Origin of the sequence: Streptomyces sp. N50 (genome assembly GCF_033335955.1) — a bacterium.
Taxonomy (GTDB): domain Bacteria; phylum Actinomycetota; class Actinomycetes; order Streptomycetales; family Streptomycetaceae; genus Streptomyces.
In genome coordinates this window covers 8,207,791-8,220,306 of sequence record NZ_CP137549.1, presented here as the reverse complement: position 1 = coordinate 8,220,306, position 12,516 = coordinate 8,207,791, and the positions used below count along the sequence as shown (strand labels likewise).

Below are 12,516 nucleotides of genomic sequence, written 5' to 3'. Positions count from 1 at the left end.
CTGTTGCCGCATCGGGTGACGGCGGCTCAGCAGCAGGACTCATGTAGGTGACGAACGGTCAAGAGGCGCTGAAATGAAGGTGTTTTCCGATCATTCCCGGCCCACCCCGGACAGGCCCGCCGTACGGGCTCTGGTCGCCGGGTCGGTGGGGAACTTCATCGAGTGGTACGAGTTCGGTGTCTACGGCTATTTCGCGACGGTGATCGCGGCGCGGTTCTTCACCCCGGAGGGCGCGGGAACGGCCGAGGGACTGGTGCGGACGTACGCCTCGTTCGCGCTGGCGTTCTTCTTCCGGCCGGTCGGCGCCGCCCTGTTCGGCCGGCTCGGGGACAAGGTGGGGCGGCGGCCGGTGCTGATCCTGGTGATCGCGCTGATGACGGGCGCGACGACGTTGATCGGCGTGCTGCCGACGTACGCGACGGCCGGTGCCCTCGCGCCGTGGCTGCTCACGTTTCTGAGGGTCGTTCAGGGACTGTCCGCGGGTGGGGAGTTCGGGGGTGCGGTGTCGGTGCTGACGGAGTTCGCGCCGCCGGGCCGGCGTGGGCTGTACGGGGCGTGGCAGTCGTTCACCGTGGCGCTCGGGCTGTTGGGCGGGGCGGGGGTCGCGGCACTGCTGGCGACGATGCTCGACCCCGGTCAACTGGGCGACTGGGGCTGGCGGTTGGCGTTCCTGCTGACGCTGCCGATGGGGCTGGGCGCGCTGTGGCTCCGGCTGCGGCTGGAGGAGACGCCGTCGTTCCGGGGCGACGCGGTACGGGAGGTGCCGCCCGCGCGTGAGATGCGTGCGGCGATCGCGCTGGGCGCCGGGCGGGTGATGGGGTGGGCGGCGGCCGGTTACACCTTCCTGGTGGTGCTGCCGTCGTATCTGCAGAGCACGCTGGACGCGAGCTTCCAACAGGCGCTGCTGGCCACGGTGTTGGCCAACGTCGGCTTCGCGGTGACCATCCTTCCGGCGGGGCTGCTGAGCGACCGGGTGGGGCGGCGGCCGGTGATGCTGGCGGGGGCCGCGCTGGTGGTGGCCTTGTCCGTGCCGCTGCTCAACCTCCTCCAGGATGACGGGACTTCGAACACGGTGAAGGGTGCGTGGGTGTTCGGGGCGGGTGCGGTGGTGGGGCTGATGGCGGGGCCGGGTCCGGCGATGCTCTCGGAGATGTTCCCGACGAGCGTGCGCTACACCGGTCTGGGACTCGCCTACGCCCTGTCCAATGCCGTGTTCTCGGGGTGTGCCGGGCTCATCATCACCCAGAGCGTGCGGCGGACCGGGAACGTGGACATCCCCGCGTACTACGCCGTGGCGGCATGCGCGGTGAGCGTGCTCGCGCTCGCCGTCACCAAGAACCCTGCGGGAAAGGTGGGTCGGGAGGATGCGGATGCGGGTGATCGGGCTGATGTCCGGGACGTCGTACGACGCGATCGACGCGGCGGCGGCCGACCTGAGCCTCGTCGGTGACAGCGTCGTACTGGAGCCGCTCGGGATGGTGAGCGAGCCGTACGACGAGGAACTGCGGGAAGCGCTCGCGGCGGCGCTGCCACCGGCCGCCACCACGCTGGCCGAGGTCTGCCGGCTGGACACGCTGATCGGGCAGGCCTTCGCCGCGGCGGCCGTCCGCGCGAACGCCGAACTGTGCGGCGGGCGGGCCGAGTTGGTGGCCTCGCACGGGCAGACCGGCCACCACTGGGTGGAGGGCGGCGCGGTGCGCGGCACGCTGCAACTGGGGCAGCCCGCCTGGATCGCGGAGGCGACCGGGCTGAGCGTGGTCGCCGATTTCCGGCCACGCGACATCGCCGCCGGGGGCCAGGGCGCACCCCTCGTCAGCCTCGTCGACCTGCTGTGGCTGCGCGGCCGTCCGGGCAACCCCGTCGCGCTCAACCTCGGCGGCATCGCCAACCTCACCGCCCCCGACGGCACCGCCTTCGACACGGGACCGGCGTGCGCGCTGATCGACGCGGCCGCGCGGGGCTTCAGCGGCGGCCGGCTCGCCTACGACGCGGAGGGTGCCCTCGCGGCCCGTGGAACGGTCCACGACTCGCTGCTGGAACGGCTGTCGAGCGAGCCGTACTACACGCTCCCCGCGCCGAAGACCACCGGCAAGGAGCTGTTCCACCTCGGCTATCTCCAGGACGCGCTCGCCGGTCTCGGCACGCTGCCCGCCGAGGACGTCATCGCGACGCTCACCCTGCTCACGGCCCGCACGGTCGCGGACGCGGTCCGGTCGGTGGCCGCGACGGAGGTCATCGCCTCGGGCGGCGGCACCCGCAACCCGGTCCTGATGGCCCTGCTCGCCGCCGAACTGCCGGGCGTCCCCCTGCGCACCTCCGACGAGCTGGGCCTCCCGTCCGCCGCGAAGGAGGCCTACGCCTTCGCCGTCCTCGGCTTCCTGACGGCCCACGGCCTTCCTGGAACGGTCCCGGCGAGCACCGGCGCCCGGCACCCGAGCGTGCTCGGTTCGGTGACGCCGGGGCGGCGTGGAGTGCGGCTGCCACCGGCCGCCGAGCACAGTCCCGTACGGCTGGTCCTGGGCTGAGAAGTGGGCCCACGAGCCCTTGGCACACCAACGCGCAGCGATTGGGACCGGATCCTCTCATCCCCCTTTCACCGACGCCTCATACGGTAGGGGCATGACGCAGGTGACTCCCCCCGGGTGGTACCCCGATCCCGGGCAGACGAATGACGGTCCCGCCGCCGAGCGCTGGTGGGACGGCAAGGCATGGACGGACCGCACCCGCCCCGCCGGGTCGGGCGCCGAATGGGGTCCCCCGACGGAGCCGCCGTACGGCGGGGCGTACCCGGCGTATCCCGCCGCGCCCCCGGCCGCGCCGCGCCGCAATCTGCGCACGGGCATAGCCGTGGCGGTGGCCGTGGCGGTCCTCACGGCCATCGGTGTCGGCGCCTACGCGCTGTCCAACGACGGCAGCGGGAACGGCACCCAGGCCAACCCGCAGCAGGCGCCGAACGGTCAGGGCGGCGTCGGCGGCCAGGGCGGCCCCGAGGGACAGGGCGGCACGGGCGGTTCCGGCGGTACGGGCGGCCAGAGCGATCCGTTCGGCGGGTCCGGCGGGACGGGTGGTTCCGGTGGCGCGGGCGGTGCGACGCCCGCTCCGAGCCAGTCGGCGGAACCGAAGGTCAAGGCCGGCGGCACCGTCATCGACTCCCTCGACGGCATCAGCTTCACCGTGCCGTCCGACTGGTACGGCCAGGTCATCCAGATCGGCGCGCAGGTCACGTCGAACACCTCGTACAAGTGCCCCGGCAACACCTCCCAGACCTGCACCAACGGCGGGGCGTACTCCTCGCCCGCGGTGGTCCTGGGCACGAAGGGCAGCACGGCGGAGGCGGTCGCCAAGGCGGACATCGCCGCCAACGCGAAGGAGTCCTACGGCGGTACGACCTACGGCAGCATCACCTCCCACGAGGTCCTCGCCTCCAAGGCCGTGACCGTGGCCGGGCAGAAGGGCTATCTGGTCCGCTGGAAGGCGGTCACCAGCAAGGGCGCCGACGGCTATGTCGAATCGCTCGCGTTCCCGTCGCCGGCCAGTACCGGTCAGATCGTCGTGGTCCGCTTCGGTGTCGACGTGGGCCAGAAGCAGTCCGTGATCGACGAGATCACCTCGAACATCAAGGTGGCCTCGGGTACCGGCGGCGACGGACAGAAGATCTGAACTGCCGCCGTAGCCACGCCAGTTCCCCGCACACCGGTCGGCCGGGTGGGGCGCCTCTCCGCTCAAGAGGAACCCCACCCGGCCGGGGGGTGCGCGCCGCCCCCGTCCCCACGGTGCGGCGCGAGCAGGTCACCGTCCAGTCATCCCATGGACGGCGGCCTGGTTCTCAGGGTGACCCGGCGAGCCCGAGTGCGGGCAGCACCGCGGCCTCCACGAATCTGACGAGGTAGTCGGGGTCGGCGTAACAACCCTCCAGGACCGGCCGGGCCCGCAGGACGCCGAAGATCTGGGCGGGTACGTACGGCAGGGCCGGATGGTCGGCCGGGATCTCGCCGCGCTCCACACCGCGACGCAGGATGTCCTCCAGCGCGGCGATCTCGGGATGGACGAGCGCTTCCCGTACCGCCTGGGCGAGTTCACTGTCCTGGATGACGGCGTGGCCGAGCGCCGAGACGAGTTTCGTGTCCTTCGCCGACCAGGCGCCCGCCGCCCGCGCGGCCTGCCTCAGGTCCTCCGCGAGCGATCCCGTGTCGATGCCGGTGAAGTGCACCCGGCGGTTGGCGCGCAGCGCGGCCGCGACGAACTGGGGCTTGGTCCCCCACTGCCGGTAGAGCGTGGACTTGCTGCACCGGGTGCTGCTGGCGACGCCCTCCATGCTGACGGAGTCGTACCCGCATTCCCGGATCTGTTCGAGCACGGCGTCGAAGAACTCCCGCTCACGCTCCGGCGTGATCTTGGAGCGGCGCGAGGCGGCGACCGTGTCCGGTGCGTCCTCAGCCTGCGACGTCATGGCTCGTCTCCTCGCTCGGTCCACGGACCCGGGGTCCGCTCTCCAGTGTGTCTCGTTTCGCTATCGATACGCCAGTGTACCGGTACTCAGCCGTATCGGTACCCACCCGTATCGGTACACTGGCGTATCGGAACGAACTCGTACCGATGAGTTCGGGCCGCCGACCGGGTCACAAACCCGGCCAGCACCACCACACGCACCACCGTCAGCGAAGGGGCCGGGGGATGAATGCCCGCACCGAGCCTGCAGAGAAGGGGACCAGCGCGATAGCGCGGCCCCCGCTCGTCCGTGAGCTCCTGCTCGTCGCAGGGCTCTTCCTCGTCTACAAGTTCGGCCGCCAGCTGGCGACGGGCCACACCACCGAGGCACTGCACAACGCCCGCCACGTGTGGGACCTGGAACGGACCCTGCGTCTCCCGGACGAGGGCTCGGTGCAGTCGGTGCTGCTGCACAGCGACACCCTCGTGCACATCGCGAACACCTTCTACGCGACCGTCCACTTCCCGGCCACCGTGGCCTTCCTGGTCTGGCTGTACCTGCGGCGCCCCGCGCACTACGTCTGGGCCCGCCGGGTCCTGGCCACGGTCACCTCGGCCGCCCTCGTCCTGCCCTTCGTGTTCCCGCTCGCACCCCCGCGCATGCTGGCCGCGACCGGCCTGGTCGACACCGCCAAGGTCTACGGCCCCTCGGTGTACGGCCCGCCGACCAGCGACCACCTCTCGAACCAGTTCGCGGCGATGCCCTCGCTGCACTTCGGCTGGGCCCTGATGGTGGCGATCGGCCTGATCGTCGCGACCCGCTCGCGCTGGCGCTGGCTGTGGCTGCTGCACCCGCTGGTCACGCTGATGGTCATCATCGGCACGGCGAACCACTACTGGCTCGACGCGATCGTGGCCGCCGCCATGCTCGGCATCGCCCTCGCGCTGATCCATCCCCCGCACCGCACGGCGACGACCGCCGGACGCGGCCGGCCCCAACTCGCCGTGGACGAGCCGGTCCTGGTCGGAGCCGGCCGATGAACGCCACCCTCGTCGCCGTCGTCCTGTCCCTGTTCTCGGCCGTCGCCTACGCGGCAGCGGCCGTGGCCCAGGAACGGCTGGCCTCCCGCAACTCCGACGCGGGCATGCTCCGGCTGCTCGCCACCGGATCCTGGTGGGGGACGGTCGGCCTCAACGCGTCCGCCGCACTGCTCCACGTCGTGGCCCTCAAGTACGGCCCGCTGACCGTCGTACAGCCGCTGGGAGCCCTCACCCTGGTCGCCGCCGTCCCGATGGGCGCGCGGGTCGCCGGGCGTCGGGTCACCCTGGTCGAATGGCGGGGCACCGCCCTCACCCTGCTCGGCCTGTCGGCCCTGCTGGTCACGGCGTCCGGCCCCCAGCCCGACCAAGTCCTCACCGTCCCCCAGGCGTTGGCGGTCGCGGGCGCGACCTCCGCCCTGATCGGCCTGCTGGCCCGCCGCGGCGCGAAGCCCGGTCTACGGCATGCCTCGGCATCCGGTGTCGCCTCGGGTGTGGCCTCCGCGCTCACGCAGACCGTGACGGTCGCGGCGACGGACCGTTCGGGTCCGCTGCTGAGCATGCAGGTGGTCGGAGTCGCCCTGCTGGTCGCGGTGTTCGCGGCGGGCGGACTGCTGCTCTCGCAGACCGCCTACCGGGGCGGCCTCGGCGCCCCGCTCGCGGTGGTGACCCTGGCGAACCCGGTGGCCGCCGCCGCGATCGGCCTCGCACTGCTGGGCGAACGCCTGCAGGGCGGCGCGGCCGGCATCCTCCTCGCCCTGGCGGGAGCCGGGATCGCGTCCTGGGGTGTGGTCCTGTTGACCCGGGTGACACCCGCCGTACCGCTGCCGCACGAGTACGGCGACCACGATCACCCTGTGGCCGCCGTCCTGGCACTGGAGCCCCAATCGGCCTCCGCCGAACCGGCGTTGCTGCCCCGGCAGCCGGACAGGAAGTCCGCGCCGGGGCATCTCACCGCGCTCTGATCAGGGTCAGCCGAGGCCGCGCGAGTCCTGCTTGAGCGCGGTGTCGACGGTCAGGGCCGTCGCCACCACCAGGCTCAACAGGGGCTCGGGCAGCTGGTAGTGGATCTGCAGGACGTAGTTGTCCGCAGTCGTGAACATCGTCTTGGCGAGGCCTTCCCAGGTCTTGGTGATCCGGGCGACCTCGTTGTCCGCGTGGTCGACGATCGCGAAGTTCCAGGCCCGCCAGTTCTCGGCCTTGATCGCGCCGATCTGCTGGCCGTTCGCGTTCAGCGCGAAGTTGATCTTCCCGATCATGTTCTGCTGGACGATCTCACCCACGGGCGAGCCGTCCGGACGGGTCACGATCACCCGGGACTTCATGATCTTCGCCGGCCGGGTCAGCACCAACTGCGGCTGCCCGTACGCGTCCCGGATCTCCAGCCGGTGGGTCATGTACTGGTCGAGGCTGGAGACGAAACGCAGCGCCTTCTTCAGCGTGCTCTGGCCGACCTCGTCGACCGAGCCGATCACGTTGCCGTTCTGATCCATGACCTTGTACTCGTTGGTCAGCTCGATCAGCTTGGCCTTCTGGTTCACCACCAGCACCGGCTCGGTGAACAGGCTGCCGCCGCCGGGGCCGCCCCCGGCGACCCCGGCCTGCTGCTGCACCTGCTGCTTGACCTGGCGCTGGGCCCGCGGATCCGGCCCCGCCTGCTGCTGCGGCACGGCCTGCGGCTGCTGCTGGGCGCCCTGGCCCTGCTGGTCCGCGTTGGTGTGCTCGGTCCACTTCACGCCGTCCCAGTACCGGAGGGTCTGGGGCGCTCCGTGCGGATCCGGGTACCAGCCTGCAGGTGTGTTCGAATGCGTGGTCACCGGGGCACACTACCGCGAGTGCCCCGGAAAACAACCGGCTTCACAAAGCCCCTCAGGCGGTCGCGATCGCCGGGTCGCTGACCCCCGGGCGGCCGTTCTCGACATGTCCGGCGAATCGCCGCAGGAACGTCGCGTCGCCGTCGGAGGTGACCGTCAGGTCGTACCACCGCTTGCTCGCGCCCAGGTCGAAGGTGTGCCGTACGGTGGCGCCCGCCCGCACCTTGAAGGTCTGGGAACGGCCGCCGTAGCCGCTGGCGACCTTCAACTGCACCGTCCCGGAGCCCTTGTTGGTGAAGGTCAGCTCGACGTCGTCGCCGCAGTTGCGGGCGGTGACCTCGGGGCCGGCCGTCCTGCCGGGGCCCTTGAAGACGCGCAGGAAGCCGTTCGGGCCGTGCACGGTCAGGTCGTAGGAGCCGTTCGAGTACGCCGAGTTCCAGGCGTCCGAGACGGACTTGCCGGCCTCGGTGGTGTAACTCCAGGGCCCGTCCGTGCGGTTGGCGGAGGTGACCAGGAAGGTGGCGCCGGCCTTCGCGCCGGAGGCGAAGGTGAGCGTGAACTTCCCGGCCGCCGTGTCGGCCGAACCGTCCACCGCGGCCGCGTACTTGAGCGGCCGGGCCGGGCGCAGTCCGCGCTCCTGCTTGGGCAGCACCGGGTTGGCGGGCGGGGTCGGCTTGTAGTCCGGGTGACGGTTCTTGTCCGGCGGCTGGTAGCCGTCGGTGCCCGGCAGCGTGACCTCCTTGACGTCCTTGTGGGAGAAGTCGAAGGCGCCGGTGAGGTCGCCGCAGATCGCGCGCCGCCACGGCGAGATGTTGGGCTCGTGGACGCCGAAGCGGGTCTCCATGAAGCGGATGACCGAGGTGTGGTCGAAGGTCTCCGAGCAGACGTAACCGCCCTTGCTCCAGGGCGAGACGACGATCATCGGCACGCGCTGGCCGAGGCCGTAGGGACCGGCCGGGTGGCTGGCGTCGCCCTTGAAGAGGTCGGGGCCGACGTCGACGGTCGACTTGCCCTGCGCGGCCGAGCCCGGCGCGAACGGCGGCACCAGGTGGTCGAAGAAGCCGTCGTTCTCGTCGTAGGTGATGAACAGGGCCGTCTTCGCCCACACCTTGGGGTCGGAGGTCAGCGCGTCCAGGACCTGGGAGACGTACCAGGCGCCGTAGTTCGCGGGCCAGTTGGGGTGCTCGGTGAAGGCCTCGGGGGCGACGATCCAGGAGATCTTCGGCAGCTTGCCGCCCTTGACGTCGGCCTTCAGCTGGTCGAAGAAGCCCTCGCCCTTGGTGGCGTCGGTGCCGGTGCGGGCCTTGTCGTAGAGCGGGTCGCCGGGCTGGGCGTTCTGGAACTGCTTGAAGTACAGGAGCGAGTTGTCGCCGTAGTTGCCGCGGTAGGCGTCCTGGATCCAGCCCCAGCCGCCCGCCGCGTCGAGGCCGTCGCCGACATCCTGGTAGATCTTCCAGGAGACCCCGGCCTTCTCGAGCCGCTCGGGGTACGTCGTCCAGCTGTAGCCGGCCTCGTCGTTGCCCAGGACCGGGCCGCCGCCGACGCCGTCGTTGCCGGTGTAACCCGTCCACATGTAGTAGCGGTTCGGGTCGGTCGAGCCGATGAACGAGCAGTGGTAGGCGTCGCAGATGGTGAAGGAGTCGGCGAGCGCGTAGTGGAAGGGGATGTCCTCGCGCGTCAGGTACGCCATCGTCGTGGAGCCCTTGGACGGCACCCACTTGTCGTACTTGCCGCCGTCGAACGCGGCGTGCCCGTCGTTCCAGCTGTGCGGAAGGTCCTGGATGAACTGCAGGCCCAGGTCGTCGGCGTCGGGGCGGAACGGGAGGATGTCCTTCGTGCCGTCCGACTGGTACCAGACCGGTTTTCCGTCCTGCCGGGTCACGACCGGATGCGGGTCGCCGAAGCCCCGGACGCCCCTCAGCGAGCCGAAGTAGTGGTCGAAGGACCGGTTCTCCTGCATCAGGACGACGATGTGCTCGACGTCCTCGATGCTCCCCGAGCGGTGGTTCGCCGGGAGCGCGGCGGCACGCTCGATGCTGTTCGACAGCGCCGTGAACGCCGTGGTGGCACCCGCGAGTTGGAGAAAGCGACGCCGATTGACTTCGGACATGGGTGAGGCACCTCTCATCCTGACGCGCGGCCGGCCGGAACATGGCGAAATGCGCGCGGTGCGAGTGTTCCAAGAGCAACAAACGTCAGGGAAGGGTCTGGTGGCGCCTGTGTGAAACTCGCCCGTACGTGCGGGGCGGCTCCTCGCTCACCTCGTGGCGAGGGCCTCGGTGAGGGTGAGGCGGGAGGCCGGTTCTGGTGGGTGGGCCACTCCGCCGAGGCCGAGGAAGAGGGCGGAGAAGGTGGCCCGGGTGGCGCGTTCGGCGGCCAACGCGTCGGAGGGGCGGCTGACTTGGACCATGCCGGGTAGTTCCGGACAGGCGGTCGGGGTGAGGACGCTGCGGATGGCGTGGATGCCGTCCTCGCGGGCCTCGACGTAGATCACTGTGGGGTGGCCCGCGAAGTTGAACCGGGTGCGGGCCGCGTCCCAGCCGACCGGCACCGAGCGGTCGATGTCGGGCGGGAGCGGGGTCACGGCCACCGCGGCCAGGGTGGCGGAGCGCCTTCGACGAGGGCGTTTCGGCAGGGCGGAACCGTGACCGGAGGATATGAAGATCCTGTCAGGCCACCATCAGAGTCCTGTCTGCTGTCACGGGGGCGACCTTAGGGTGAGCCGCGTGAACGCATATGTCCTGGTGGCCGAGGACGACGTCAAACAGGCCGAGGTGATCCGGCGCTATCTGGAGCGCGAGGGCCACTCCTCCCTGGTCGTCCACGACGGGCGCGCGGCCATCGACGAGGTACGGCGCCGGCAGCCGGATCTGCTCGTCCTCGACGTCATGATGCCCCTGGTCGACGGGCTGGACGTGTGCCGTGTGCTGCGCCGGGAGTGCGAGGTGCCGGTGCTGATGCTGACCGCGCGCAGCACGGAGGAGGATCTCCTGCTGGGCCTGGACCTCGGCGCCGACGACTACATGGCCAAGCCGTACAGCCCAAGGGAGTTGATGGCCCGCATCCGCACCCTGCTGCGGCGGACGCGGGGCGCGACGGCGGCGCCGGACGACCCCGTGCTGCGGATCGGCGCGCTCGCCGTCGACCCGGTCCGCCGTACCGTCGCCCTCGACGGACGCCAAGTGGTGTGCACGCCCGGGGAGTTCGAGATCCTCGCGGCGATGGCCGCCGAACCGGAGCGGGTCTTCACCCGCCGCCAACTCCTCGCCCTGACACGGGGGTTCGACCGCTACATAACGGAGCGGACCATCGACGTGCACATCCTCAACCTGCGCAAGAAGATCGAGGCCGTCCCCCGTCGACCCGCCTATCTGCAGACCGTGTACGGCGTCGGCTACAAGCTCATGGACGGAACTCGTGCGCGCTGCACCGGAGTTGGGGACAGCGGGAGACAACGGCACGAAGTACAGGGCACGCGTCCGCGCCAAAGTGCCGCCGCACAGAAGCCTGTTGGTCCGCCTGCTCGCCACCTCCGTGATGATCGCCGTCTGCTCGGTCGCCGCCACCGCCTGGCTGGCCGCCCGCACCACCAGCAGCGCCATCCAGCAGGAACAGGGCCAACTCCTGTCCTCCGACACCGAGATCTACGACACCCTGGTCGGCTACGCCGCCGTCCACCCGGACTGGAACGGCGTCGCCCCCACCCTGCGCCGCCTCGCCGAACGCACCGGCCGCCGGATCACCCTGACCACGCAGAGCCGTCGTACCATCGCCGCGTCGTCCGCCACCACCGCCGCTCTCCCCGTCAGGGCCTCCGCGGTCGTCGATCCGCTGCACACCGACCCCGCCCTGCTGTCCGGCGGCGAGAGCGACCGGATCGACCCGCGTGCCGTCGGCCCGTACCGGCTGACCGCCGCCGAGCGGAAGACCCTGCGCCAGTGGGCGGACAAGATCCTCTCCTGCCTGCGCCGCACGACCGGTGCCGCCGGCCTCGTCGAGGAGCCGAGCGGTCGCCCCTCCATCAAGCTCTCCGACAGCGCCCTGGGGTCCTTCGTGGACGTGGGCTGCGGCCTCGACGAGCTCAGCTATCCCGTCAAGACCGAGATCGGGCCGCTCGGCCGGGTCAACACCATGGTCAACGACTGCCTGGAGCGCCAGAAGCAGCCCGAGGTGAAGCTCGCCATGGACTTCGTCATCCGTACGAAGGGCGACAGCCAGATCGCCCGGACCTGCCTCGACACCGCCCGCCGCGACCAGCTCACCCCCTATGTCGCACCGGCCGCTCTGCTGTACGTCACCACTCCGGCCGGCGTGACGAGCGCCCCCGCCTTCCACTTCTCCTCCACCAACACCGCCCGGATCGCCGGTGTCGCCGGGCTCGTGCTCCTGGTCACCGTGGCGGTCACCGTCGTCGTCGGCACCCGACTGGTGAGGCCGCTGCGCGCCCTGGCCGACGCGGCCCGCCGCCCCGTGGAGGAACACCGGCGCGTCCCGGTCACCACCAACGACGAGATCGGCTACCTCGCCGCCGCCTTCAACGACCTCACCGAGCGCCGCGAACGCATGGAGGGACAGCGCAAGGCGATGGTCAGCGACGTCGCCCACGAACTGCGCACCCCGCTCAGCACCATCCGCAGCTGGCTCGAAGCCGTGCAGGACGGCATCGCCACCTCCGACCAGGCGCTCGTGGACTCCCTCCTCGAAGAGGCGCTGCTGCTCCAGCACATCGTCGACGACCTCCAGGACCTCGCCGAGGCGGACGCCGGCCAGCTGCGCATCCACCCGGAACCCCTCTTCGTACGCGACCTCCTCGACCACGTCGCCACCGCCCACCTCGGCCGCGCCGAGACCGCGGGCGTCACCCTCACCACCCGCACCGACGGCGACCCCGAACTGTCCGGCGATCCCGTACGGCTGCGGCAGGTCATCGGCAACCTGGTGTCCAACGCGATACGGCACACCCCGCCCGGCGGCACCGTCACCTTGCGCGCCCACCGGACCGCCGAGCACGTGACGATCGAGGTCGCCGACACCGGCACCGGCATCCCCGCCGAGGATCTGCCCCGGGTCTTCGACCGCTTCTGGCGCGCCGAGAAGTCACGCAGCCGGCGCACCGGCGGCAGCGGTCTGGGCCTCGCCATCGTGCGCAGGCTGACCGAGGCACACGGCGGGACGGTGACGGTGACCAGCACGGTCGGCGCCGGCACGGTCTTCACCGTCCGCCTTCCCGCGTGAC

The 12,516-nt window shown here is 71.1% G+C and carries 10 protein-coding genes and 1 pseudogene; 7 read left to right on the top strand and 4 right to left on the bottom strand.

From position 1 onward, the window contains the following. Nucleotides 1-73: 73 nt before the first annotated feature. From R2B38_RS36500 to R2B38_RS36490, 3 genes are all read left to right on the top strand, one after another. A complete protein-coding gene (locus tag R2B38_RS36500; RefSeq protein ID WP_318020076.1) occupies nucleotides 74-1,450 on the top strand; it encodes an MFS transporter in 1,377 nt (458 codons plus the stop codon). Continuing rightward, the gene (locus R2B38_RS36495) at nucleotides 1,371-2,525 is read left to right on the top strand and encodes an anhydro-N-acetylmuramic acid kinase (protein ID WP_318021882.1); all 1,155 of its coding nucleotides are present in this window, start codon (nucleotides 1,371-1,373) and stop codon (nucleotides 2,523-2,525) included. The genes R2B38_RS36500 and R2B38_RS36495 overlap by 80 nt, the downstream gene beginning before the upstream one ends. Nucleotides 2,526-2,619: 94 nt before the next feature. Then, entirely contained in the window at nucleotides 2,620-3,660 is a 1,041-nt protein-coding gene (locus R2B38_RS36490; RefSeq protein WP_318020075.1) for a DUF2510 domain-containing protein, read from the top strand. Between the two features lie 166 nt (nucleotides 3,661-3,826). On the opposite strand, the gene R2B38_RS36485 is transcribed toward R2B38_RS36490, so the two are convergent. Next, nucleotides 3,827-4,450, bottom strand: a complete 624-nt coding sequence (locus R2B38_RS36485; protein WP_033281696.1) for a TetR/AcrR family transcriptional regulator — start codon at nucleotides 4,448-4,450, stop codon at nucleotides 3,827-3,829. A gap of 224 nt (nucleotides 4,451-4,674) precedes the next feature. Here R2B38_RS36485 and R2B38_RS36480 point away from each other — a divergent pair, with 224 nt between their 5' ends. Next, a complete protein-coding gene (locus R2B38_RS36480; protein WP_318020074.1) occupies nucleotides 4,675-5,469 on the top strand; it encodes a phosphatase PAP2 family protein in 795 nt (264 codons plus the stop codon). Then, the gene (locus R2B38_RS36475; RefSeq protein ID WP_318020073.1) at nucleotides 5,466-6,431 is read left to right on the top strand and encodes a hypothetical protein; all 966 of its coding nucleotides are present in this window, start codon (nucleotides 5,466-5,468) and stop codon (nucleotides 6,429-6,431) included. The genes R2B38_RS36480 and R2B38_RS36475 overlap by 4 nt, the downstream gene beginning before the upstream one ends. Before the next feature lie 6 nt (nucleotides 6,432-6,437). On the opposite strand, the gene R2B38_RS36470 is transcribed toward R2B38_RS36475, so the two are convergent. From R2B38_RS36470 to R2B38_RS36460, 3 genes are all read right to left on the bottom strand, one after another. Further along, a complete protein-coding gene (locus R2B38_RS36470) occupies nucleotides 6,438-7,283 on the bottom strand; it encodes a phospholipid scramblase-related protein (protein ID WP_033281693.1) in 846 nt (281 codons plus the stop codon). Between the two features lie 52 nt (nucleotides 7,284-7,335). Beyond that, nucleotides 7,336-9,390: a phosphocholine-specific phospholipase C gene (locus R2B38_RS36465; RefSeq protein WP_318020072.1), complete on the bottom strand. Its 2,055-nt coding sequence runs from the start codon at nucleotides 9,388-9,390 to the stop codon at nucleotides 7,336-7,338. 147 nt (nucleotides 9,391-9,537) lie between these two features. Then, nucleotides 9,538-9,870, bottom strand: coding sequence for a hypothetical protein (locus tag R2B38_RS36460; protein WP_318020071.1), 333 nt, complete (start codon nucleotides 9,868-9,870; stop codon nucleotides 9,538-9,540). 136 nt (nucleotides 9,871-10,006) lie between these two features. Between R2B38_RS36460 and R2B38_RS36455 the strand changes: the two are divergent. Both R2B38_RS36455 and R2B38_RS36450 read left to right on the top strand, forming a co-directional pair. Then, a pseudogene (locus tag R2B38_RS36455) lies at nucleotides 10,007-10,702 on the top strand (response regulator transcription factor); the annotation flags it as partial. Beyond that, nucleotides 10,698-12,515, top strand: coding sequence for a HAMP domain-containing sensor histidine kinase (locus R2B38_RS36450; protein ID WP_318020070.1), 1,818 nt, complete (start codon nucleotides 10,698-10,700; stop codon nucleotides 12,513-12,515). The pseudogene R2B38_RS36455 and the gene R2B38_RS36450, both read left to right, overlap by 5 nt. Nucleotide 12,516 lies beyond the last annotated feature (1 nt).

What these genes read in the sequence shown, in the direction of transcription:
- R2B38_RS36480 (WP_318020074.1), top strand. Translation starts at nt 4,675, where the DNA reads ATGAATGCCCGCACCGAGCCTGCAGAGAAGGGGACCAGCGCGATAGCG.
- R2B38_RS36500 (WP_318020076.1), top strand. Translation starts at nt 74, where the DNA reads ATGAAGGTGTTTTCCGATCATTCCCGGCCCACCCCGGACAGGCCCGCC.
- R2B38_RS36465 (WP_318020072.1), bottom strand. Translation starts at nt 9,390, where the DNA reads ATGTCCGAAGTCAATCGGCGTCGCTTTCTCCAACTCGCGGGTGCCACC.
- R2B38_RS36495 (WP_318021882.1), top strand. Translation starts at nt 1,371, where the DNA reads ATGCGGGTGATCGGGCTGATGTCCGGGACGTCGTACGACGCGATCGAC.
- R2B38_RS36485 (WP_033281696.1), bottom strand. Translation starts at nt 4,450, where the DNA reads ATGACGTCGCAGGCTGAGGACGCACCGGACACGGTCGCCGCCTCGCGC.
- R2B38_RS36490 (WP_318020075.1), top strand. Translation starts at nt 2,620, where the DNA reads ATGACGCAGGTGACTCCCCCCGGGTGGTACCCCGATCCCGGGCAGACG.
- R2B38_RS36475 (WP_318020073.1), top strand. Translation starts at nt 5,466, where the DNA reads ATGAACGCCACCCTCGTCGCCGTCGTCCTGTCCCTGTTCTCGGCCGTC.